A 20,955-nucleotide genomic window follows, 5' to 3' on the forward strand; every position below is an offset into this window, starting at 1 on the left:
ACGACGGAGGTACGGACAGATACGCCATCAAAAATCCGCCTGCGGCGGATTGAATAAAGAAAATAAGGAAAAAAGCACGGGAAGCGGCAATAAAACCGCCCCGTGCTTTTTGTTATATTCTTTCTACGAAGCTGCGGCAGCCTCGGCGTTTGCATCGCCGGACTCGCTCGTTTCTGTCGGGCCTGCGTCCGCCGCTGTGTCTCCCGCCGTATCCGCAGCCGTATCGGCAGGCGCATCTTCGGCCGCCGTATCGGCTGCGGTTTCGCCTTCGCCTTCGCTTTCGACACTCTCCGCCGCCTCGGCTTCCGCCTGCGCCGCGGCTTCGGCGGCTTCTTTTTCATCTTCAAGCATATCGTTATATTGCATTATCACGGTCGCAAGCTGTGCGCGCGTAAGGTTCGAGCGGGGGCCTAGCGTCGATTCCGACGTTCCGGCAATAAGCCCCTTTATATGCGCCCAAAGCAAAGCTGTGCGCGCATAGTCGGAGATTTCCCCGCTGTCCTCGAAGCCCGCAAGACCCATGGCCCCGCCTTCGTCGGGTACGCCCGCGCAGCGCATCATCATTACCGCAAGCTGTTCGCGCGTGACGCTCATGTCGGGCGAGAACTCCGTCTCGGACGTCCCGTTTATAACGCCCGCCTCATATCCCCACGAAACGGCCTTCGCATAAGACGCGCCCTCGGGGATATCGGCAAACGCGGCGTCCGAGCTTTCGGGATCGGGCGAACCCGAAAGCCGCCAAAGCGCCTCGATCACCTCCGCGCGCGAAGCAACGTCGTCGGGGCGGAAGTATCCGTCGGGCGCATCCATAAGGCCGCTTTCGATGCAGTATTTCACGCCGTCGTGGTACCACGAAAGAGAAGGTATCGCGCTTTCTTCGCCGCTTGAGAGCTGCCACGGTATATAAACTTGTTTAAGCTCGCGCATCCACGTTTTGCCGTTCATGCGGCGCATATCGAGCGTGTTGAGCGTAACGCTTCGCACGCGCTGGCGCTTTCCTTCCTCCCACGGACTTGACACGCTGCCTATGGTGCTTAAAACGTAATATTCACCCTCGTATTCGCCTAAATACAGCATCTGGTGACCGGGGAAATTTAAGATCGTGCCGAGCGGCATTTCGTCAAGCACGGCCTCCTTTTCTTCGGTGGAGGCGTTTGCAAGATCGAGCTTCGGAAAATCAACTGCCCACTGCCAATTTACGTTCCGGGGAAGGTCGAGGCCGAAGCAGGAGTATATGCTTCTTACTAAGCTTGAGCAGTCCTCGTTGTTCAGTGAGCCGCCCCAGCCGTATGCGTCGCCCAAAGACGAGAAGGCGACCTCGGCGATATTCGCCTTCGTAAGCGGCAGATACCCTTCCGACAGCTTTTCGCGCGCGTTAAGGAGCGAGGCCTGCTTGCGGTAGCTGCCGTCCTCGCATCTTACGGGGAGATATGCGGCGTAATTGTGAAGCGGCAGGCGGTTTATAACGAGCTCGCCGGGATCGGCGTCTATACGCTCAAACGAAGCGCCTGTCGTGATAAGGCGGCGCGAGGTCTCGGGGGCCGTTATCGAATAATCGGTATACATCTTGTCGCCGTAGAAAACGAGCCGCTTTTCATCGGGGATATCCCACGCAGAGAGCCATTCGTCGCGGTCGCGGCAGACGGCGACGCAGTTTACGTCCACCCAGCCGGAGCAGCAGGAGTTGTATATGTGATAGAATTTGCCGTCGGCGGAGGTCGTAAAGATTACAACGGGCTCGTTTATTTTAAGGCCCACCAGCGCGCGATAGTCGAAGTCCGCATCGTCCATATCGTCGAGTATCGGCTTGTCCGTCGGCAGGCATATAAGCTCGGTGCGCTCCGTCACTATGCCGTAGCGCACGGGCATCTCGCGTTTCGCATGTCGGTCCTTCGTATTAGCTACCACCTTGTCGTAGTATTCCTGCGAGGCGATCTTGCCACGGTCGTCATACGTCCAGCCGAGATAATACGCAGTATCGGCCTCGGCGCTCGCCTTTAAGCCTTCGCAGCGCGTAATACCGTTAAAGACGGCGGGCACGTTTTTAAGGTCGTGCATATTGCTGCCCTCCGCCGAAAGCGCGGCATCGTTTATGCGGGCGATCTCTTCGGGCGTGGCGAGCACGCCGTCCCGATCGTCCTGCAGCTCTGACCAAAACGACGCCTCGGTCATCTCATCCGTTATCCCGGGGAATGCCGAAGTTTCCGCCATTGCGGGCATGGCCGCACACGCGGCGACGCACAAGCCGAGAAGCAATGACGCCATTCTCTTTGCAGTTTTTTTCATGGTTTTCACTTCCGTATATGTTTTTTTATTTTATATTGTAGCATTTAAGATGAGTGATGTAAACATAGTCATGGGAAGCCGGAAAAATGAAAACTCATCGGCATGAAGCACAAAATTTAAAGCGGCCGCCTTCCGAGCAGCCGCTTTATTCATTTTCGATGCCGCCGTCGCCGCCGTCGCCGCCTGCGTCGTCGTCGCCTATGCGGCTCAGAGCATCGTAAATACCGCAGCTGTGGCAAAAGAAGCCGATTCGACTAAGGAAACATCCCAAAAAGAGCAGGAGAGCGAAAACACTTAAAATCATATCCCCAAAAAAGCGAGAGGGCCGCGCGCCCTCTTTCTTTTTTTGTCTCCCCGAGCCTTATTGGCAAAAACAGCGCACGAATATAATACCTTGTCGCAGCTTTAAAATTAAGAGGATGCTTCTGTCAGTTTCCACAAAAACACATATTCGGTTTTGTACGCATACACGGTTAAAATATACAAATTTTATGCTATAATTGATATATAATTGTAACATATCACAAAAATGCAAAAAACGAGCGAAAAATCAGCGGTAAATAAATGCGCAAAACATAAAGGAGGTTTTTTAATGGCTATCACCAAAGATGAGCAAAAAGCGATATACATAAGCATGATGCGTATACGCCGGTTTGAAGAAGCGGCCGAAAGGCTTTTAAAGGAAAAGCGCATGCCGGGCTTTGCGCACCTCTATATCGGCGAGGAGGCCATAGCTTCAGCAGTATGCGCGAACCTCAGGCGGGACGACTACATTACGAGCACGCACCGCGGCCACGGCCACTGCATAGCAAAGGGCGCGGACCTTAGATTCATGATGGCCGAGCTGTACGGAAAAGAGGCGGGATACTGCAAGGGCAAGGGCGGCTCGATGCACATCGCCGATACGGACATAGGCATTTTAGGCGCCGACGGCATCGTAGGCGCGGGCCAACCCATAAGCGTGGGCGCGGCCCTTTCCGCGCAGGTGCGCGGCACCGATCAGGTCACCGTCTGCTTCTTCGGAGACGGCTCCACGAATCAGGGCACGTTCCACGAATCGCTCAACCTCGCTTCAATTTGGAAGCTGCCGGTCGTTTTCATCTGCGAAAACAATCTGTATCAGATAACCGTGCCGTTTTCATATCACTCGAATATTCGGGATATCGCTGTGAGGGCGCAGGCCTACGATATCCCCGGCGTGACTGTTGACGGCAACGATGTTATGGCCGTTTACGAGGCCGCGAAGGTAGCCGTTGAACGCGCAAGAAGGGGAGAGGGCCCCAAGCTTATCGAATGCAAGACGTATCGCCATCGCGGCCACTTCTCAGGCGACCCCGCAAGCTACAGGCCGAAGGATGAGGTAGAGGCGTGGCTCAAACGAGATCCGATACCGAGATACGAGCAGTTTCTCATTGATAACGGCGTTATGACGAGAGAAGAACTCGACGAGGCCGCAGCACAGGTGGAAAAGGAGATCGCGGACGCCATTGCGTTCGCCGAGGCGCAGCCGTATCCGCCGGTGGAGAACACCGTAAAGGACGTATACAGCGAAGATATCGTAAAGGAGGCGCGTGACAGATGAAGACTACTATGACATTCGGCGCGGCGACCCGCGAAGCCATCATAAAATGTATGCGCGAGGACAAAAGCGTTATAATCTTCGGCGAGGACGTAGGCGTAACGGGCGGCACTTACGGCGTGAGCCGCGGCCTTCAAGAGGAATTCGGCTTTCTTAGAGTGCGCGACACCCCCGTTTCCGAGTCCGGCTTTTGCGGGGCTGCGGTCGGCGCGGCCGCAACAGGACTTCGTCCCATCGCGGAGCTTATGATGATCGACTTTATCGGCGTTGCAATGGACCAGATATTCAATCAGGCCGCAAAGATGCGCTATATGTTCGGCGGCAAGCTTTCGCTGCCCATTGTATTCAGAGCCGCATCGGGCGGCGGAACGAGCTCCGCGGCGCAGCATTCGCAGACGCTGGAAGCGTGGCTTACGCACGTTCCGGGACTCAAGGTCATAGCGCCGTCCAATCCGCAGGACGCCTATGGAATGATGATAACTGCCATACGCGACAACGACCCCGTATTCGTTATGGAACACAAGCTGCTCTATTCAAAGCAGGGAGAAGTCAATCTTGATGCGCCTCCCGTACCGCTCGGCAAGGGCAGAGTGGCAAGGGAAGGCGGCGACGTTTCGATAATCACGTACAGTAAGCAGGTCACGGACGCGCTCGATGCGGCAAAGACGCTTGCGGCGGAGGGAATAAGCGCCGAGGTCATCGACCTTCGTTCGCTCTTCCCGCTCGACTTTGATCTGATAACCGAAAGCATTAAAAAGACGGGCAGGGCGGTAGTTTTCACCGAGGAGAATAAGCGCGGAGGCTACGGCGGCGAGATAAGCGCGCAGATCGGCGAAGAGCTTTTCGACTGGCTCGACGCGCCCGTCGTGCGCATCGGCGCGCTCAATACGCCCGTTCCGTATTCGCCCGTGCTCGAAAAGTATTATCTCCCGTGCGCGGCCGATATCGTAAGCGCCGTAAAAAAGATGATGTAGCGGCACGTCTTAAAAAATGATTGTAAATGAGGTAAGTATTATGGCTGAATATATAATTTTACCGATGCTCGGACAGACAATGGAAACGGGCACGATATCAAAATGGCTCGTAAAAGAAGGCGATGCCGTCAAGGAAGGTCAGGATATTTTCGATCTGGAGTCCGATAAGCTTACGAATACGGAGACTGCCGCTCGCGGAGGCGTGATAAGAAAGATACTTGTGCCCGAGGGCGAAGAGGTCCCGGTGCTTTCCCGCGTTGCGATAATAGGCGACGCGAATGAGGACGTTTCCGCGATGCTTTCCGAGTCCGGCGTAAAGTGCCCGCCCGCTTTCGCAGCGGCGTCCGAAGAGCCGAAGGCGCAAAAAGCCGCAGATTTGGCGGCGGAAAGGATAATAGCGTCGCCGAGGGCGAAAAAGTTCGCCAGTGAGAATGATATTGACCTTTCTCTTGTGAAGGGAACGGGCCCGGGGGGCAGAATAGTCGAAAAGGACGTTGAAAAGTATCTGCTTTATGCGATCTCGATGGACACAGCGCCCGCCCCGAAAAGCGTACCCGAGCCCGAAAAGCCCGCTTCGGCCGTTCCCACGGATAAAAAAGCTCCCCTCAAGGCCGAAAAGTCTGCGGAAGCTGCAAAGGTTTTGAGACCCGACGAGGAGATAAAGCCGATGAACGGTATGCGCAGAGCTATAGCGAACAATATGCTAAAGTCCGTTCGGACGAGCCCAACAGTAACGTATACGATAAGCGTCGATATGACGAATATAAAGGCGTTCCGCGAACAGCTCAAGGCAAACGGCCTTAAGGTAAGCTACACGGATATACTCGTAAAGTTTGTCGCAAAGGCGCTGCTCGATTTCCCGATAGTCAACGGCAGCATCGACGGCGATAATATTATTTATAAGCATTACGTTAATATGGGCGTTGCCGTTGCCCTTAACGACGGGCTTATAGTGCCCAACGTAAAGAACGCCGACAAGAAGGGACTTATGCAGATATCGCGCGAGATAGGCGAGCTTGCCGAGAAGGCGAGAAGCGGCCGCCTGACTCTGGACGATTATACCGGAGGCACGTTCACTATCACGAATCTCGGAATGTACGGCATAGAGAGTTTCACTCCGATAATAAATCAGCCCGAATCGGCGATACTCGGTGTGAACGCGATGGCGGACAGACCGGTGTTCAACGAAGAAGGAGAGCTGGTAAGAAAGACGTTCATGCCGCTTTCTCTTACGGCGGACCACCGTTCAATTGACGGCGCCGTGGCCGCGCAGTTTTTGCACAGAGTAAAGACACTTTTGGAAAACCCCGCCCTTATGGAAGCGTAAGGCTTTTTCGAATACATCATAAAACCGCGCCGCCGGGAGATCTCCGACGGCGCGGTGTATTGGATAAAAGGAGCTGATAAAATGTCGTTCAAAGCATGGCAGCTTGCGGCTTTGGAGGAGTACGGCTATATGGACACAAGCGACGGTCTTATAAACCGCGTGGCGTATAAGCTCGCGCAAAGCCCGCATGATACTATTGATACCCAAGAATTTCGTGAGGCCTGTATTTCGTCGGGCGTTGATCCCGATTCGTTTACGCAAAGCGACCTTTCGAAGCTTCAAAGAAAACTTGATGAGATAACGTAGAGCGGCCGCCTTCCGAGCAGCCGCTCTATTCATTTTCAATGACGCCGTCGCCGCCGTCGCCGCCTGCGTCGTCGTCGCCTATGCGGCTCAGAGCATCGTAGATGCCGCAACCGGACGAATCTTCGTCGACTTCCGTTTCGGGCGGCGCCGCGGCAGATATATCCGGCCCGCATCCCGCAAGAAGCGCAAAGCAGACGAGCGAAACGGCTATCAGAATAAGCTTTATACTTTTCATTGCGCGCCTCCGTTCGTTTTTCGCGGCACGTGCCGCGCGCAGTTTTACGATATAAGTATAATATATCCGCGCCGCCGTTTCAAGCGGATCCGCCCGACAAAAGCGAGGGAAGACGCGCACGCCCCCTTGCTTCACGTTTTATTAGTACACGCCGCAGGCTCAGATGTATTGACGTTACTTCTTTGTCTGTCCGTAGGTTCTGAATCTCACGGCAAGGTTCTTCATTTCTTCCTCGGGCAGTATCAGCGGCTTTCCGATGCACCGCGCAAGGTGGTAATTCCGGCAGCATTCCTCGATGGTCTGCGCTATGGAGAACGCTCGGGCAATATTCGGGCCTCCTGCCACGAGACCGTGATTTGCGAGCAGCACACAGCTTCGCTCTTTCATATATTCGCAGGCGATATCCGCAAGCTGTTGCGTACCGAACGATCTGTACGGCGCGCACTTAACGTCGGGACCCGCCATGGCCACGAGATAGCTCGACGCCGGAAGTCCTTCTCCCAAGGTGGCAAGCGCCGTTGCGTAGGGCGAATGAGTATGTACGACCGCCCGTATGTCGTTTCGCTTATTATAGAACACAGAGTGAAGAAGATACTCGCTTGACGGCTTAAGCTCGCCGTCTACCTTTGACGTGTCGGACGCCTTCATGATTACTACATCCTGGGGCCTCGTTTCAAAATAGTCAACCCCGCTGGGGCTTATTGCCATATATCCGGTGTCGGGGTCAAAAATGCTTATATTGCCGCCCGTTCCGCTGGTAAGTCCCGCAGTTATGAGCTTCTTGCCGTACTCGACTACAAGCTCTCTTTCTTTTTTCATCAGCATAAAAATATCCTCGCTTTTTGTAAACGTATCTTAAAATCCGTAAATTTTCAGAAGCTCCCCGCGCGCTGCTATGGGTCTTCCTACGTCCTTTGCAATATCCTGCGCCTGCTTTAAAAGCTCAAGATTTGTCGGCTTCTTATTGGGGTCGAAATGCATCTCCAGACCGACCTTTAGATGGCCGCCGAGTTCAATGACTCTGCGCATTATCGGTATCTCGTCTTCGCTGGGAGCGCCCCATATGGAAACGAACCACGGCATACGGCTCTCCTCCATCATGTACATATAGTAGTAGAGCGTCTCAAGACTTGCGGGCATACCTGCAGTGTTCGCGCCGTCCATGGATATAAGGCCGTAATCACCCATAAGATAAAGGTCGAGGGTAGAACCCTTAGGCAGAAGTCCTCTCTTCTCGTAATGGAGCGCGAGCCTCATAAATCCCGGCTCGAATACGCTGAATATAATGCCCATGCCCTTTTCGCGGCACATCTTCACCTGTGCGTTGAGCCTGTCGTATCCGTAGCCGTGGGTAAGTCCCGATATGTAGCCTTCATCATCAATGGTACGCCCTAAATTGACGACGCCGTTGTCTATGACGCAGAGCTTTATTTTGCGCTTGTCGTGAAGTATTCCCACGTGCTCAAGGCCGTGCTCCTCGGGAGTGAGCATTCCTACGGCGCAGGTGCTGCCGTACATAACTCCGTCGGGGTATTTTTCAAATACTCTGTCCCAGGTCTTAAGGTAATCGTCGGCTGCAGCCTCGCCCTTTAAGCTGTAATTCGTATTGTGTGCATGAACGGCACAGGCTCCCGCATCAAAGCATTTGATGGCTTCCGCGACAAGCTCGTCGTGTCCCACCGGGAGATTGGGGTTCATGGCCTTCGTTCTTGCTCCGTTGATATGCGCCTCGATTATGACCGGAGTATCCCATTTTGGGGCCATGTTTTCATACTTTGAAAAAGCTGTCATCATTATACCTCCGTTACGTTTTTAGAGTGATTTAAGAAAGTCCAGAATAAGCGACGATACCTCATTGGGACGCTCTATCTCCTCCCAATGGCCGCAGTTCTCAAGAACCTTGACGCCGCGAAGGTCGTCGCACACCTTCGGCAGATTTGCAATAGCGTCCCTTGACCAGATAGTCACCCAGTCTCTGTCGCCTCCGATGTAGAGCGCGGGGATTTTTATGCGCTCTTCGATATTGCCGTAAAGCTCCCAGTCGAGATCCACGGCCTTATAGTAGTAAAGCGCATGCCTGAATCCGCAGCTCTCCCAATTCGCGGCAAGTATCTCAAGATCCTCCTCGGGCAGAAAGTAGGGATTATCAACAGGCGCCCGTTTGGATGGCGTCACGGGGGCGTATCTGTCGGAGCATACGCTTGCGCCCCTGAAAAGCTCAACTATCTGCTCGTCCGTGAGCTCTGTCGCTTTGTTATCTATCAGAATCTGCGGCTTCGGAAGCAGATGTGACCATCCGAAAAGCGCATTGAAGAGCCAGTCCTTCGGACAATCCATCTGAATAAGCGCCGGTTCTATCTTAGCAAAGTTGTCGGAATAGAATATCTTGTCCTCGCCGGCGATTTCCCGGTATATCTGCGAAGGCAGCTTTGTGCGGCCTTCGCTCAAGGGCAGCGCAAATGCATCGCGCCCGCCGAACACGTTTGAGATGCCCACCACGCCCGAAAAGCATTCGGGATAGAACCAGGCCGCGCTCCATGCGATAATAGCTCCCCAGTCGTGACCAATTATCGCCGCCTTTTTTTCGCCTAACGCCTTAACCGTCTCGGCGCAGTCGCATGCGAGGTTCTTCAGCGTATACTGAGCATAGTCCTCGGGCTTTGAGCTTCTTCCCACGCCGCGGGTATCAATGGCCACCGCGCGGTATCCTGCCTTCGACAGCGCAAGAAGCTGATGCTTCCACGAATACCAGAATTCGGGGAAGCCGTGAACTAAAAGCGCCATAGGCCCTTCGCCGGCCTCCACATAGTGAATGCGCTGCCCGTTGGCCTTGACGGTGCCGTCCTTTAAGGCAAGCTTTTCACCGTTTACATCAATAGTGCACATCATACGTATCACTCCTTTTTTATTTATTGAGCTGCTTAAGATTGAAAACACAGCGTCCGCTTCTGTTATTCAGCCATTCCAAGACCGCCGCGTTCATTATCCTCGAATGATGCTCCTCCACTTCAAATGCCGCGCCTGCAATATGAGGCGTCGCCAGCACGTTGGGAAGCTTTATAAGCTCATAATCCTTGTTTGAGGGCGGCTCGTTCGGGAAAACGTCAAGAAGCGCGCCGCGTATCCTGCTTTCCCTAAGCAGCCCGTAAAGCGCGTCGTAATCAGCCACGACCGCGCGGGAGGAGTTGACGAAAAGCGCGTCGGGCTTCATTAACGCCATGAGTTCTCCCGTTATCATGCCCTTGGTCGAATCGTTCACGGGCAGGTGCACCGACACGATGTCGCTTTCGGCGAATATATTCTCAATAGGCGCATATTCGCAGCCGTTTATCGTCTCATTGATAAAGGCGTCGTAGTATGCTCCTTCGCAGCCGAAGCTTTTTAGCATATTCCAAAGCGCCCTTGCGACTGCGCCGAATCCCACGAATCCGACCTTTCTGCCGCATATCTCGTGGCCGGTGTAGTGGAAGAAGGGGTACGCGGGATTTTCGCGCCACTCTCCGTTTTTGAGCCACGGCACGGCGTCATACATGAGCCTCTCAAACATTATGAGCTGTCCTATAACAAGCTCCGCCACTGACTGTGCGTTTCTTGCTGGAGTTACAAGCACAGGTATCCCGAGCTTAGAAGCATACGCCACATCCACATTGACGGGATTTGCGCGGCATACGCCTATGAATTTGAGTCCCTTGTTCTCATCAAGCACCACCCTTGTGATGCGGTCGAGCTCTACGATCACCGCATCGGGAGCTTCCTCTTTAAGTATCGCGCACATCTCGTCTTCCTTTCGTGACTTGAGCTCCGTAGGCGGCATATGCACGATGTCGTCAAATACTTTTCCCAGCTCATTGAGGCACTTTTTGCTGTACCTTGTAGTTACAAGCAGCTTCACAGGCATTCATCCTCTCTTGTTGTTATTTTTCGCGGGTATAAGACTACTGGTTCCGCAAAAGCTTTGAAAGTGCGGCAAAATCGTCGATCGTGTGCTCATACACGCTTTTATATATCTTGAACATCTCGTCGTAATGCGCTGCCCATTCGGGGTCGGGCAAAACGGTCTTCGTGATCTCCACGCAGTCAGCCGCAGCCTTTTCTATCGATTCATATTCGCCGATGGCGGGCATCATCATTATCGCAAGTCCCGCAGGCGCGCCGAAGCTCACTTTTGGCACCTCGATAGGTACGTTTATGACTGACGCCTTTATTTTAAGCCAAATATCGCTCTTTGCACAGCCGCCCGATACTCTCAGTTTATCGATGGACGCGCCGACGCGCTTCGCCATTTCCATATTGTCTCTAAGCGCGAAGGAAGCGCCCTCGAGCACTGCGCGCATCATTTCCGCAGCGTTCGTGTTCATGCTTAGTCCGAAGAACACGCCTCGCGCGTCGCTGTTCCATATGGGGCTGCGCTCGCCCATCATATAGGGGAGAAATATAAGGTTCCCGGGTTTTGGCGCGTCACGAAGGATCATCTTGTCCATGATCACATACTTTGTGCCATCTTCGTTTTCACCGCCCATGAGCGCATCGCGGAACCATTTGTAGGATGCGCCCGTCGTGCTCATCGCGGCAAACAAGGTGCTTCTTCCTTTGCCGAGACCTACGCCCGTGGAAAGACCGTCAACCAGCATTATCCTGTTTAAAGGCATCATGAACACCGAAGACGTTCCCGTTGCTTCGAAGGCAAGTCCCTCCGAGAAGACGCCTGCCTCGATGCCTGCGGCCGACGCGTCCACATGCCCCGCTATAACGGGAGTGCCCGCTTGAAGCCCCGTTTCCGCGGCTGCCTGTTTCGTCACATATCCAGCAATGCCGTCGCCGTCGAATATTTTCGGCAGCAGGGAAGGATCGAGTCCCGCGGCTTTAAGCAGCTCGTAGGCATAATCGCCCGTATTTATATCATATATGAGGGCCGTTGCCGCATTGCCGCGGTCGACGGTGTATTCGCCCGTCAGACGATACGTTATATAGCCGTTCGCCTGAAGGAACATGCGGGTCTTTTTGAGAAGCTCTGGTTCGTGCCGCTCGAACCACATGTATTTCACGGGGAGATGCTGTGCGTCGGCGCTCTTTCCCGTAATGCGGCGCACCGTGTCGTTGTCCACCCTTTGAAGGAACTCCCCGCACTCCGCAGAAGCCCGTCTGTCCATCCAGATAATTGCTTTTCTTAAGGGACGGCCGTACTCGTCCAAAGGCAGAAGGCACGGCGTCTGACCGCTCACTCCCACTGCCTTTATACGCGCGGGATCGACGCCGCTTTTTGAAAGCACCTCTTTTATTGCCTGCGACACGCCCCCGAACCAGTCCTCGGGATCCTGCTCCGCCCAGGACTGCACAGGATAACTCACCGGGTATTCTCTGACGGCCTGTGCCACGGCCTTCAGCTTATCCCCAAAAAGCACACATTTCAGCGTTGTTGTGCCTATATCTATAGCAAGCTTATACATAAAACCGCCCCTTTCAATCATAAATTATTATACATTTATTGCCGCACGGCCTTATTCTTATTATACATGTTTTTTCATGTAAAGTAAATATCCGGTTCGACCATGGGTATGGCTTTGCTGGTTTCATCTACACTAATTGTTTTATTATAGCAGAAAGGATATAATCGTCACTCATTATAATAGTATACTTAGAGGTTTTTGAGGAATAAAAAATAGAATTATTGTTTAGAAAAAAGATTATATAAAGCTTATTAAAGCAATGGTTCTGTTAAAGCTTTGTTTAATAGGCTGTTTTGCGTTAAACTATACATACAAAACTGTACAATTCTTTTGATGTATAAGTTTAAGCGTATTCTTTGCATTTGGAAACTGTTTTCTGAGTGAAAAGTACAAGAAAAGTACAATAGCGAACAAAAACACAAAAGGAGCAAGGTCGCCCTTGCTCCTTTGAAAAATGCTTGAATCAAAAGCCGTATGCTTATGCCTCTTTGTCTGCCAGCATATTAAGAGAGATATGCAGGTGAATGGCCGCGCATACAAGCGCAGACAAAGCGAGCCATAGCACCAAGAGATCTTTTATTACGTTCCCTTTTTTCATGATGGTCTCCTTTTTGCGCGAATATGCTTTTATCTTACTTGAAGTATCTGTTTAAGAGGCCAAGGAAAGCCTTGCCGTGACGAGCCTCGTCCTTCGCCATCTCGTGAACGGTGTCGTGGATAGCGTCAAGATTTAATTGCTTTGCAAGCGTTGCAAGCTCCTTCTTGCCTGCCGTTGCGCCGTGCTCTGCGTCAACGCGGAGCTGGAGATTCTTCTTCGTGTCGGGATAAACTACTTCGCCCAAAAGCTCTGCAAACTTTGCAGCGTGCTCTGCTTCCTCAAATGCTATTCTCTTATAAGCCTCTGCAACCTCGGGATAACCGTCGCGGTCAGCCTGACGGCTCATAGCGAGATACATGCCTACTTCGGTGCACTCGCCCATGAAATTCTGCTGGAGACCTTCAATTATTCTCGGGTCAACGTCCTTTGCAACGCCGATTCTGTGCTCGTCTGCAAATTCCAAAACGCCTTCTTTAACTTCATTGAACTTAGATGCGGGAGCCTTGCACTGGGGGCACTTCTCCGGAGGAGCGTCGCCCTCGTGGGTGTAACCGCAGATAGAACATACAAACTTAGCCATAATATTTCCTCCTATCGAATAAAATAAGTGTTGCGCACAACTATAATATAACGAAACGAAAGAGTATTTGTCAAGCTTTTAACGCATTATTTATTTTGCCTGTTTTATCATAGAAATCATTGATATTTGCGCCCGTTTGTGATATACTATTTGCCAGAATTTTTATGGGAGGCGCAGTATGAGCGAAGAGATAAAGACCCCGACTAATTTTATACATGATTTTATAGAACAGGACTTAAAAGAGGGCAAAGCGGACCATATACAAACGCGTTTTCCGCCCGAACCCAACGGATATCTTCATATAGGCCATGCAAAGGCGATATATATCGACTTTGAAACGGCGAAAAAATACAATGGCATATGCAATCTCCGCCTTGACGATACGAACCCCACAAAAGAGGACGTAGAATACGTAGATGCGATAAAAGAGGACATACACTGGCTCGGATTTGAGTATGCGAATATATTCTACGCATCCGATTATTACGAGTTCCTTCTTGAGTGCGCGTACAGGCTCATAAATAAGGGGCTGGCATACGTGTGCGACCTTTCGGCGGACGAGATACGCGAGTACCGCGGTACCTTAAAGGAGCCGGGCCGCGAAAGCCCTTACCGTAACCGCTCCGTGGAGGAAAATCTCGACCTTTTCAACCGCATGAAGGCGGGCGAGTTTGCCGAGGGAAGCCATGTTCTTCGCGCCAAGATAGATATGGCTTCAAACAATCTAAATATGCGCGACCCCGTAATATACCGCATACTTTTTGCAAATCATCACCGCACGGGCGAGAAATACTGCGTATATCCGATGTACGACTTCGCGCATCCGCTTTCGGACTCATACGAGGGCGTTACGCATTCGCTCTGCTCGCTTGAATTTGAGGATCACCGCCCGCTTTACGACTGGGTTATAAAGAACGCCGACGCGCCGTATCCGTCGCGCCAGATAGAGTTTGCCCGCCTAAATATGACTTATACCGTAATGTCGAAAAGAAAGCTCCGCGAGCTTATCGAGCAGGGCATCGTGTCCGACTGGGACGACCCGCGTCTGCCCACGCTTCGCGGCATAAGAAGACTCGGCTATCCGCCCGAGGCCGTTATCGAGTTTATAGAGAAGAACGGCGTTTCCAAGACAAACAGCGTAGTTGATTACGAGTTTTTGGAATTCTGCGTGCGAAACCGCCTCTCCGAGAGCGCAAAGCGCGTGATGGCGGTGCTCGATCCCATAAAGCTCGTTATAGACAATTATCCCGAGAACGAAGTCGAGTACGTGGAGGGCGAATATCACCCCGACCGCGAGGATCTGGGCAAGCGCAGTCTGCCGTTCTCGCGCGAGCTTTACATCGAGCGCACAGACTTTACCGAGACGCCGCCGAAGGGCTATTACCGCCTGTTCCCCGGAAACGAAGTGCGCCTGCGCCATGCGTATTACGTGACGTGCACTCATGCCGTGAAGGATGAAAACGGCAACGTCGTTGAAGTTCACGCAACTTACGATCCCGCCACGAAGGGCGGATGGAGCGAGGACGGCCGCAAGGTGCGCGGCACGATACACTGGGTATCGGCGGCGCACGCGAAAGACGTTCAGGCCGATATATACGAGCGCCTTTTTAGGGAGGCCGACCCCGACGTGTTCGACGATTATCACGAGGCGCTTAATCCAAACTCGAAGGTGACGCTTACGGGCTGCAAGCTTGAAAACAGCTTGGGCGAGCTTAAGCCCGGCGACACGTTCCAGTTCATGCGCCACGGCTACTTCTGCATTGATAAGACCTCTACGCCTGACAAAGTTATATTTAACAGAACGGTCGCGCTTAAAGACAGCTTTAAAAAGAAGAAATAATTTAGAGTAAAACGGGGCGCTTCGAAGGGAGCGCCTTTTCATTTTTTGCCTGAAAGGCAGCCGGCAGCGTTAGTGCGCGGGGATAGTTTTTTTAAAAATCGATAAATACATTTAACATAGGTGTGAATATGAACATAACAGTATACCTTGGATCGAATACGGGCAACAGCGACAGATTTATATCGGCAATAAAGGAACTCGGAGCATTTATCGGACAAAGAGGCGATACGCTTGTCTACGGCGGTTCGAAAATAGGGCTTATGGGCATTCTTGCGGACAGCGTGCTTGCCTCGGGCGGTCCGGTCATCGGCGTCGAACCGCAGATGTTCGTTGACGAAGAGCTTCAGCACAGCGCGATAACAGAACTGATAGTGACTGAAAATATGTCCGAGAGAAAGGCAAAAATGATCGAGCTCGGAGACGCCTTTATAGCCTTTCCCGGCGGACTGGGAACGCTCGAAGAGATCTCGGAGATCATGTCGCTCGTTTCGCTTGGTATTATTGATTCACCATGTATTTTGTATGATCTTGACGGCTATTATAATTGCCTTAAAGAGCTTCTTGATACGATGATCTCGTATGAATTGTCTTCAAAGAGAAAACAGAAGGACATCCGTTTTGTAAGCAGTATTTCCGAAATCGAAGAAATACTAAACGGCGTCGAAGTATAAGATCCCCCAAAGGGGAGCATTTCTTTTTTATAAAAGTATAAAAAGGGCAAAGATAAAACAGGCGCGACCCAAGCGGCCGCGCCTGTTTTGTGTACGTTGTTCTGGATCTTGGGGTGAAAGATCCGATGCTCGCCGTTATTTCGGACAGCGGACGATCTTATCGACAAACAGAAAATCATCTTATTCTTTGGGATAGGCCTCCAGAACACCCGTTATAGCCGGAACAAGCACCTGCTTTCGGGACATACCCGAATCAAATCTGAATGAAGTTCCGTCAAAAGCAGCGTCCGGAAAAGCGTTCCTTATCACATCCGCTGCAGTATCATCAGACGGCACAATAAAAGTCATGGATATTCCGTCGTGAAGAATGTTTATCTGTGCAAACGCCATATCCATTCCTGTCGCAGCAAGAGTCGACACAGCGATCTTCTTCATTCGTTCCGACATTTCTTTGGCGTCGTTTTCGTCATAAACATTTATGCAGCCGATAGAAAAATTTCCCCCTGTTGTTTCATATTCCTTATAGTCGCCAAAAAAGATCTCCTCATCCGTCATTCCTTCATAAGAGATCGACTGTTTATACATTTCGAGATATAAAGCGTCTTTATCTGAGATCTCCGCCAGATCACAAAGCGCTTTTACTGCTTCACGGTCTGCGGTCGTGGCCGTATTGTTCTCAAAGTTATTCGTGTCTGAGAGGATCGCGCCGAGCAGCAGAAAAGCCGTCTGTTTATCAAGCTCGATTCCATAATTGCGGTATCGTATCCAGATTATCGTGGCTGTCGCCCCGAGGGGTCTTGCATCATAGATGATCTGGTTGCCGGTCTCCACGGTCCCGTCGCCGTGATGGTCTATGATGCTTATGATATTTGCTTTTTCCATTCCGTCTGCCGACTGCGAATAATCACTGTGATCGATCAGGACAATATTCAGGCCGGATGCATCCTCCAAGAGCTTGGGCGTTTCCGCTTTGGCAGATTTTAGAATATACTCTGTTTCTTTATTGATACCGCCAAGAACTACAGGCATTGCGTCATAACCCATATTTTGAAGCAAAGCCGCGTAAGCGATGGAACAGCAAACCGTGTCCGCATCGGGGCTCTTATGCCCGGTTACGTAGATCTTGCCTTCGATTTCGCCAAGCCCTTCAAGTTCACTGCGATTAAGAAGGATATTAAGCTTTTGCTCTTTTTGGTTTTGTATTGCTTCATAGCGCTCTCCTAAGAAGAAACAGCCAATGCCTGCTGCCAAAACAAGCAAAGCGACACATACCAGAGCGATCCGGTGTTTTCTGTGCTTCATATTCGTTTCCCCTTTGCAAAGTCTGATCAGCTGGAATTATTATACCATCACTATGCAGTATGGTCAATCGACTACCTTTCGGGGGCATTCCATTTTTTGTAAAAGTGACAAAATGGCAAAGACAAAACAGGCGTGACCTAAGCGGCCGCGCCTGTTTATTATTTCATTTATCATTAAATGCGCCGCAAACGGGCATTGATAACGATACCGACCGATCACGGGCGTACGTTTATGCATGTTTAGTCAAGTCCCTTGAATTCGGGTTCGCGCTTTTCAAGGAAAGCGGCGATAGCTTCCTTCATGTCGGGCGTATCGAGGCAGAGCACGCACTGGATCTCCTCTGCAAGGAGAGCGGCAGCCTGCGAGCTTTCCTTAGCGGCGTTCACGCATTTCTTTGCTATCTGCACGGAGAGCGGCGGCAGCTTCGCCATCTTTCTTGCCATTGCGATAGTCGTATCATAGAGCTCTTCGGCGGGAACTATCTTTTCAACTATGCCGTATTCGAGCGCTTCGCGGCCGACTACCTCGTCGCAGGTGAGCACCATATACTTTGCGCGCGCGGGGCCGATAAGCTTGGTAAGTCTTACGCCGCCGCCGATATCGGGAGCAAGTCCGTATTTTACTTCCGGCATGGAGAAGCGCGTCTTTTCGGTTGCGATGCGGAAGTCGCACCAGAGCGCAAGCTCAAAACCCGCGCCGATGCACACGCCCTGAACGCCGCATACTACGGGCACGTTGCAGCGATCCCAGTATTCGTTTAACATCTGCTCGTTGTGAAGATTTTTAAACGCCCACTTCGGGTTTGCAATGTTCAAGAAGTTTAAGTCTATGCCGGCGCTGAAATGCTTGCCCTCGGCAACTACCGCTATCGCGCGGATATCGCCGTCTGCGATCTTCTTCGTGATCTTCGGCTGAAGCTCGGCCATCTCGTCGAAGTAGGTCTGCGACATGGTGTTCATTTTCTTGGGATTGCAAAGGGTGAGAACGCCTACGCGATCCTCGATGATCTCAAATTTGATATGATTTCCGGTGTACATTGTTTTCGCTCCTTATATTTATATTTTTGATTTTTATGAATAGGGGTGCTGCATGGCGCCGAGCATTATTCGGCGGCTCATGAGCGCGCTTTCTCTGTCATGTTCGGGCAGCGAGGGGCTTATAACGGTATCGTAGAGCCTGCACGGAAAATCGGGGCAGGGCGAGCAGTCGGGCAGCTCGTTTTTTAATACGCAGCAGGCGTATATTTCGCACGTCTCCGCGCCGAAGTCGCACATATGCGCAGGCGCGCCGCAGCTTTTATTGCAGCCGCCGCACTCGCCGCCGTATCGCGCGCAGCCGTCGCAGTTCCAGCCGCAGCAGGCCATATCCGTAGTGAAGTCCGTAAGACCACCCCCAAAGGCAGAATTTGATAATATAAGTATATCATACAAATCCGCACGGGGCAAGGCATAAAAAGAGGACGGCAGGGGCCGTCCTTGCTGCGATATATAAAAAATCGCATGGCGATCATAATATTCTTGCGTTTTGTACATAATTATGTTATAATAACGAGCAAAGAAAGGGGGCTTACACTATGCCGCAAATCAGACCGATAACGGACCTTCGCAATACGAACGAGATCTCCGAGATTTGCCATGCAAAAAAGGAGCCTGTTTTTATCACAAAAAACGGTTACGGCGATCTTGTTGTGATGAGTATCGAAGCATACGAGGAATTGATAGAGAACTCATCTGCGGATGCGGCAATCAGGGAAGCGGAAGACGAGGTAAGAGAGGGCGGAAAGCTTCTTGACGCCCGCGACGCGCTGTCAACGCTTCGAAGAAAGCACAGACTATGAAATATAAAGTGAAGTTATATCCTCGTGCATATCGTAACCGTGCGCTATTCACCGAGCCGGTTCTGAAGAAGCCGGGCACAGCAGAAGCGTTTGCATTTTTTCGACAATTAAAGTATAATATCGGTAATAATTCTGATGCGCGGTTGAAAGAATAACTTCGCTGAAGTATAAGGGCGAAAAGGGATAATATTATGTCGTGGGGAAAAACATTGCAGGTATTTCTTATGGACGGCGAGCCAAACGGCAGGATAAAGTGTACGCTTGCTAATTGGACCGGCATTGCGTATAAGATTCCTAACAATAAAGAAAAACTTGAAAAGTCTAAAGATATTGGCGTTCTGAAGCAGAGCGGAGTTTACTTTTTGTTCGGCATGGACGATAAAGATCCGGAAGTTTACATAGGGCAGGCCGGAGTGCGAAAAAACGGAGAGGGGCTTTTGCTTCGCATACAGGAAGATCACCCGTCAATGGAATTTTGGAATGAGGCCGTAATGTTTACAACAACGAACGGCTCATTCGGGCCGACGGAAATAAGTTATCTCGAAAATCGATTCTATAAGCTGGCTGATAATGCAAATCGTTATAATGTAAAAAACAATATCGAGCCCAGTCTCGGAAATGTCACGGAAGAAAAAGAAAGCGAATTAGAAGAATTTATTGAGTATGCAGCAATAATAATGGGGGCACTCGGTCACAAGGTATTTGAGCCGTACACTGCAATTTCGTCAGATGCTGATAAGGGACCTTTGCTGTATTTTGAATATAATGGGTATAAGGCAACGGGGAAAAGGACGAATAACGGTTTTCTTGTATGCAAAGGAAGTCAAATAAATCCGAATATGACAAACGCATGTCCCGCAAGCGCCGTTAAAAATCGCAAAAAATATGCTGCTATAATTGATTATACAAATCGTCTTACAAAAGATGTCGAATTATCGAGCCCGTCTGCTGCTGCATGCTTTGTGGGCGGTGCATCTTTAAGCGGCAACGTTATGTGGAAAGATGAGAACGGCAAAACGCTTCGTCAGCTGAACGAAGAAATGCAAGCCGAAGCTTCAGAATAATTGAAGTATCGTATTATATAATGTAATAAAACACCAATCTACACACAGGAGAAATATATATGTTTCGTGACGTTGCGAGAGTAAAACAAAAGCTTACAAAAGAAGAATGTATAGAAATACTCAAGGCCGAGCCGCGCGGAGTTTTGTCGGTCTTGGGCGACGACGGATATCCTTACGGGATGCCCTTAAATCACTGGTACTGCGAGGAGGACGGCCGCCTCTATTTTCACTCGGGCAAGAAGGGGCATAAAGTGGACGCGCTGAAAGCCTGCGACAAGGTCTCGTTCTGCGTATACGACAAGGGATATCGCAAGGAGGGCGAGTGGGCGCTCAATATAAAGAGCGTCATAGTATTCGGCAGAGTAAAGTTCATCGAAGACTACGAGCGCGCGATGGATATAAGCCGTAAGCTCAGCTTAAAATATACAAAAGACATGGAATATATCGAGGAAGAGATAAGAAAACACGGCGCGGCTACGCTCTGTTTTGAGCTTATACCGGAGCACATAACGGGAAAGCTCGTAAACGAGGCATGAGGTTTACATAATTTTTAGACATTCGCAAAGCGGCAGGTTTTGAGCCGCCCAAAAGCTATGGATAATAAAGAACAGATCGCGCGTATAACTAAATATGAAGCCATGATGATAAGGGCCGGGCGTCTCATGGGAGCGGAGCTTTCAAAGGACGATGAGGACGAGCTTCGCGTGATAATGGGGGAGCTTGAGGCGTATTATACGGGCGGCGAGTGGATGAGCGACTTTGCCTGCGACGAAGCGGGCCTTTTGCCGCCACAGCTTAAAAGAGGCGTTCTCTCGGAGGACGGCCTCTACAATTTGCTTGAAGCTTACGGCGAGCTTACGAAGGAAAAGGACGCAGAGCTTTGACGTGCGAAGCGTAAAGCCGTTCTCT

22 protein-coding genes are annotated in these 20,955 nt (G+C 51.1%); 10 read left to right on the top strand and 12 right to left on the bottom strand.

Translation table 11 applies throughout. The annotated features are described in order from the left end of the window. Positions 1-123 precede the first annotated feature (123 nt). Positions 124-2,286, bottom strand: coding sequence for an SH3 domain-containing protein (locus IJG50_08400; protein MBQ3379862.1), 2,163 nt, complete (start codon positions 2,284-2,286; stop codon positions 124-126). A 145-nt stretch (positions 2,287-2,431) separates the two neighbouring features. Then, positions 2,432-2,590 carry a hypothetical protein gene (locus IJG50_08405; GenBank protein MBQ3379863.1) on the bottom strand — a complete coding sequence of 53 codons (159 nt, stop codon included), beginning with the start codon at positions 2,588-2,590 and terminating at the stop codon, positions 2,432-2,434. Positions 2,591-2,815: 225 nt separating this feature from the next. Here IJG50_08405 and IJG50_08410 point away from each other — a divergent pair, with 225 nt between their 5' ends. From IJG50_08410 to IJG50_08425, 4 genes are all read left to right on the top strand, one after another. Further along, positions 2,816-3,868: a thiamine pyrophosphate-dependent dehydrogenase E1 component subunit alpha gene (locus tag IJG50_08410; GenBank protein MBQ3379864.1), complete on the top strand. Its 1,053-nt coding sequence runs from the start codon at positions 2,816-2,818 to the stop codon at positions 3,866-3,868. Next, on the top strand, positions 3,865-4,839 hold the full coding sequence (locus IJG50_08415; GenBank protein ID MBQ3379865.1) for an alpha-ketoacid dehydrogenase subunit beta: 975 nt from the start codon (positions 3,865-3,867) through the stop codon (positions 4,837-4,839). Before IJG50_08410 ends, IJG50_08415 begins: the two co-directional genes overlap by 4 nt. Positions 4,840-4,879: 40 nt before the next feature. Next, entirely contained in the window at positions 4,880-6,166 is a 1,287-nt protein-coding gene (locus IJG50_08420; GenBank protein ID MBQ3379866.1) for a 2-oxo acid dehydrogenase subunit E2, read from the top strand. 81 nt (positions 6,167-6,247) lie between these two features. After that, on the top strand, positions 6,248-6,472 hold the full coding sequence (locus IJG50_08425; protein MBQ3379867.1) for a hypothetical protein: 225 nt from the start codon (positions 6,248-6,250) through the stop codon (positions 6,470-6,472). Positions 6,473-6,497: 25 nt separating this feature from the next. On the opposite strand, the gene IJG50_08430 is transcribed toward IJG50_08425, so the two are convergent. From IJG50_08430 to IJG50_08460, 7 genes are all read right to left on the bottom strand, one after another. Beyond that, positions 6,498-6,707 (bottom strand): hypothetical protein, encoded by a 210-nt coding sequence (locus IJG50_08430; GenBank protein ID MBQ3379868.1) that lies wholly within the window; start codon positions 6,705-6,707, stop codon positions 6,498-6,500. Positions 6,708-6,881: 174 nt separating this feature from the next. Then, positions 6,882-7,532, bottom strand: coding sequence for an L-fuculose-phosphate aldolase (locus tag IJG50_08435; GenBank protein ID MBQ3379869.1), 651 nt, complete (start codon positions 7,530-7,532; stop codon positions 6,882-6,884). Between the two features lie 30 nt (positions 7,533-7,562). Then, positions 7,563-8,501: a 3-keto-5-aminohexanoate cleavage protein gene (locus IJG50_08440; GenBank protein ID MBQ3379870.1), complete on the bottom strand. Its 939-nt coding sequence runs from the start codon at positions 8,499-8,501 to the stop codon at positions 7,563-7,565. An 18-nt stretch (positions 8,502-8,519) separates the two neighbouring features. After that, on the bottom strand, positions 8,520-9,596 hold the full coding sequence (locus IJG50_08445) for an alpha/beta hydrolase (protein ID MBQ3379871.1): 1,077 nt from the start codon (positions 9,594-9,596) through the stop codon (positions 8,520-8,522). 16 nt (positions 9,597-9,612) lie between these two features. Next, positions 9,613-10,605 (bottom strand): hypothetical protein, encoded by a 993-nt coding sequence (locus tag IJG50_08450; GenBank protein ID MBQ3379872.1) that lies wholly within the window; start codon positions 10,603-10,605, stop codon positions 9,613-9,615. A 37-nt stretch (positions 10,606-10,642) separates the two neighbouring features. Further along, positions 10,643-12,154 carry an FGGY-family carbohydrate kinase gene (locus IJG50_08455; GenBank protein MBQ3379873.1) on the bottom strand — a complete coding sequence of 504 codons (1,512 nt, stop codon included), beginning with the start codon at positions 12,152-12,154 and terminating at the stop codon, positions 10,643-10,645. Between the two features lie 632 nt (positions 12,155-12,786). Beyond that, the gene (locus tag IJG50_08460) at positions 12,787-13,332 is read right to left on the bottom strand and encodes an NADH peroxidase (GenBank protein ID MBQ3379874.1); all 546 of its coding nucleotides are present in this window, start codon (positions 13,330-13,332) and stop codon (positions 12,787-12,789) included. A 178-nt stretch (positions 13,333-13,510) separates the two neighbouring features. Here IJG50_08460 and IJG50_08465 point away from each other — a divergent pair, with 178 nt between their 5' ends. Further along, positions 13,511-15,172 carry a glutamine--tRNA ligase/YqeY domain fusion protein gene (locus IJG50_08465; protein MBQ3379875.1) on the top strand — a complete coding sequence of 554 codons (1,662 nt, stop codon included), beginning with the start codon at positions 13,511-13,513 and terminating at the stop codon, positions 15,170-15,172. A 128-nt stretch (positions 15,173-15,300) separates the two neighbouring features. Continuing rightward, positions 15,301-15,843, top strand: coding sequence for a TIGR00730 family Rossman fold protein (locus IJG50_08470; protein MBQ3379876.1), 543 nt, complete (start codon positions 15,301-15,303; stop codon positions 15,841-15,843). Positions 15,844-16,023: 180 nt separating this feature from the next. On the opposite strand, the gene IJG50_08475 is transcribed toward IJG50_08470, so the two are convergent. The 3 genes from IJG50_08475 to IJG50_08485 all read right to left on the bottom strand — a co-directional run bounded on the left by IJG50_08475 (position 16,024) and on the right by IJG50_08485 (position 18,575). After that, a complete protein-coding gene (locus tag IJG50_08475; protein ID MBQ3379877.1) occupies positions 16,024-17,145 on the bottom strand; it encodes a DHH family phosphoesterase in 1,122 nt (373 codons plus the stop codon). Between the two features lie 239 nt (positions 17,146-17,384). Further along, positions 17,385-18,182: an enoyl-CoA hydratase/isomerase family protein gene (locus IJG50_08480; protein ID MBQ3379878.1), complete on the bottom strand. Its 798-nt coding sequence runs from the start codon at positions 18,180-18,182 to the stop codon at positions 17,385-17,387. A 33-nt stretch (positions 18,183-18,215) separates the two neighbouring features. Next, positions 18,216-18,575 (bottom strand): hypothetical protein, encoded by a 360-nt coding sequence (locus IJG50_08485; protein ID MBQ3379879.1) that lies wholly within the window; start codon positions 18,573-18,575, stop codon positions 18,216-18,218. Positions 18,576-18,718: 143 nt separating this feature from the next. Between IJG50_08485 and IJG50_08490 the strand changes: the two genes are divergently transcribed. The 4 genes from IJG50_08490 to IJG50_08505 all read left to right on the top strand — a co-directional run bounded on the left by IJG50_08490 (position 18,719) and on the right by IJG50_08505 (position 20,930). Further along, positions 18,719-18,982 (top strand): type II toxin-antitoxin system Phd/YefM family antitoxin, encoded by a 264-nt coding sequence (locus tag IJG50_08490; protein MBQ3379880.1) that lies wholly within the window; start codon positions 18,719-18,721, stop codon positions 18,980-18,982. A 188-nt stretch (positions 18,983-19,170) separates the two neighbouring features. Then, positions 19,171-20,046: a GIY-YIG nuclease family protein gene (locus IJG50_08495; protein ID MBQ3379881.1), complete on the top strand. Its 876-nt coding sequence runs from the start codon at positions 19,171-19,173 to the stop codon at positions 20,044-20,046. Positions 20,047-20,105: 59 nt separating this feature from the next. Beyond that, on the top strand, positions 20,106-20,582 hold the full coding sequence (locus tag IJG50_08500) for a pyridoxamine 5'-phosphate oxidase family protein (protein MBQ3379882.1): 477 nt from the start codon (positions 20,106-20,108) through the stop codon (positions 20,580-20,582). A gap of 57 nt (positions 20,583-20,639) precedes the next feature. Further along, positions 20,640-20,930 (top strand): DUF4298 domain-containing protein, encoded by a 291-nt coding sequence (locus IJG50_08505; GenBank protein MBQ3379883.1) that lies wholly within the window; start codon positions 20,640-20,642, stop codon positions 20,928-20,930. The last annotated feature ends 25 nt before the right edge of the window (positions 20,931-20,955 follow it).

It is taken from the genome of Clostridia bacterium (assembly GCA_017405765.1).
Classification (GTDB): domain Bacteria; phylum Bacillota; class Clostridia; order Oscillospirales; family RGIG577; genus RGIG577.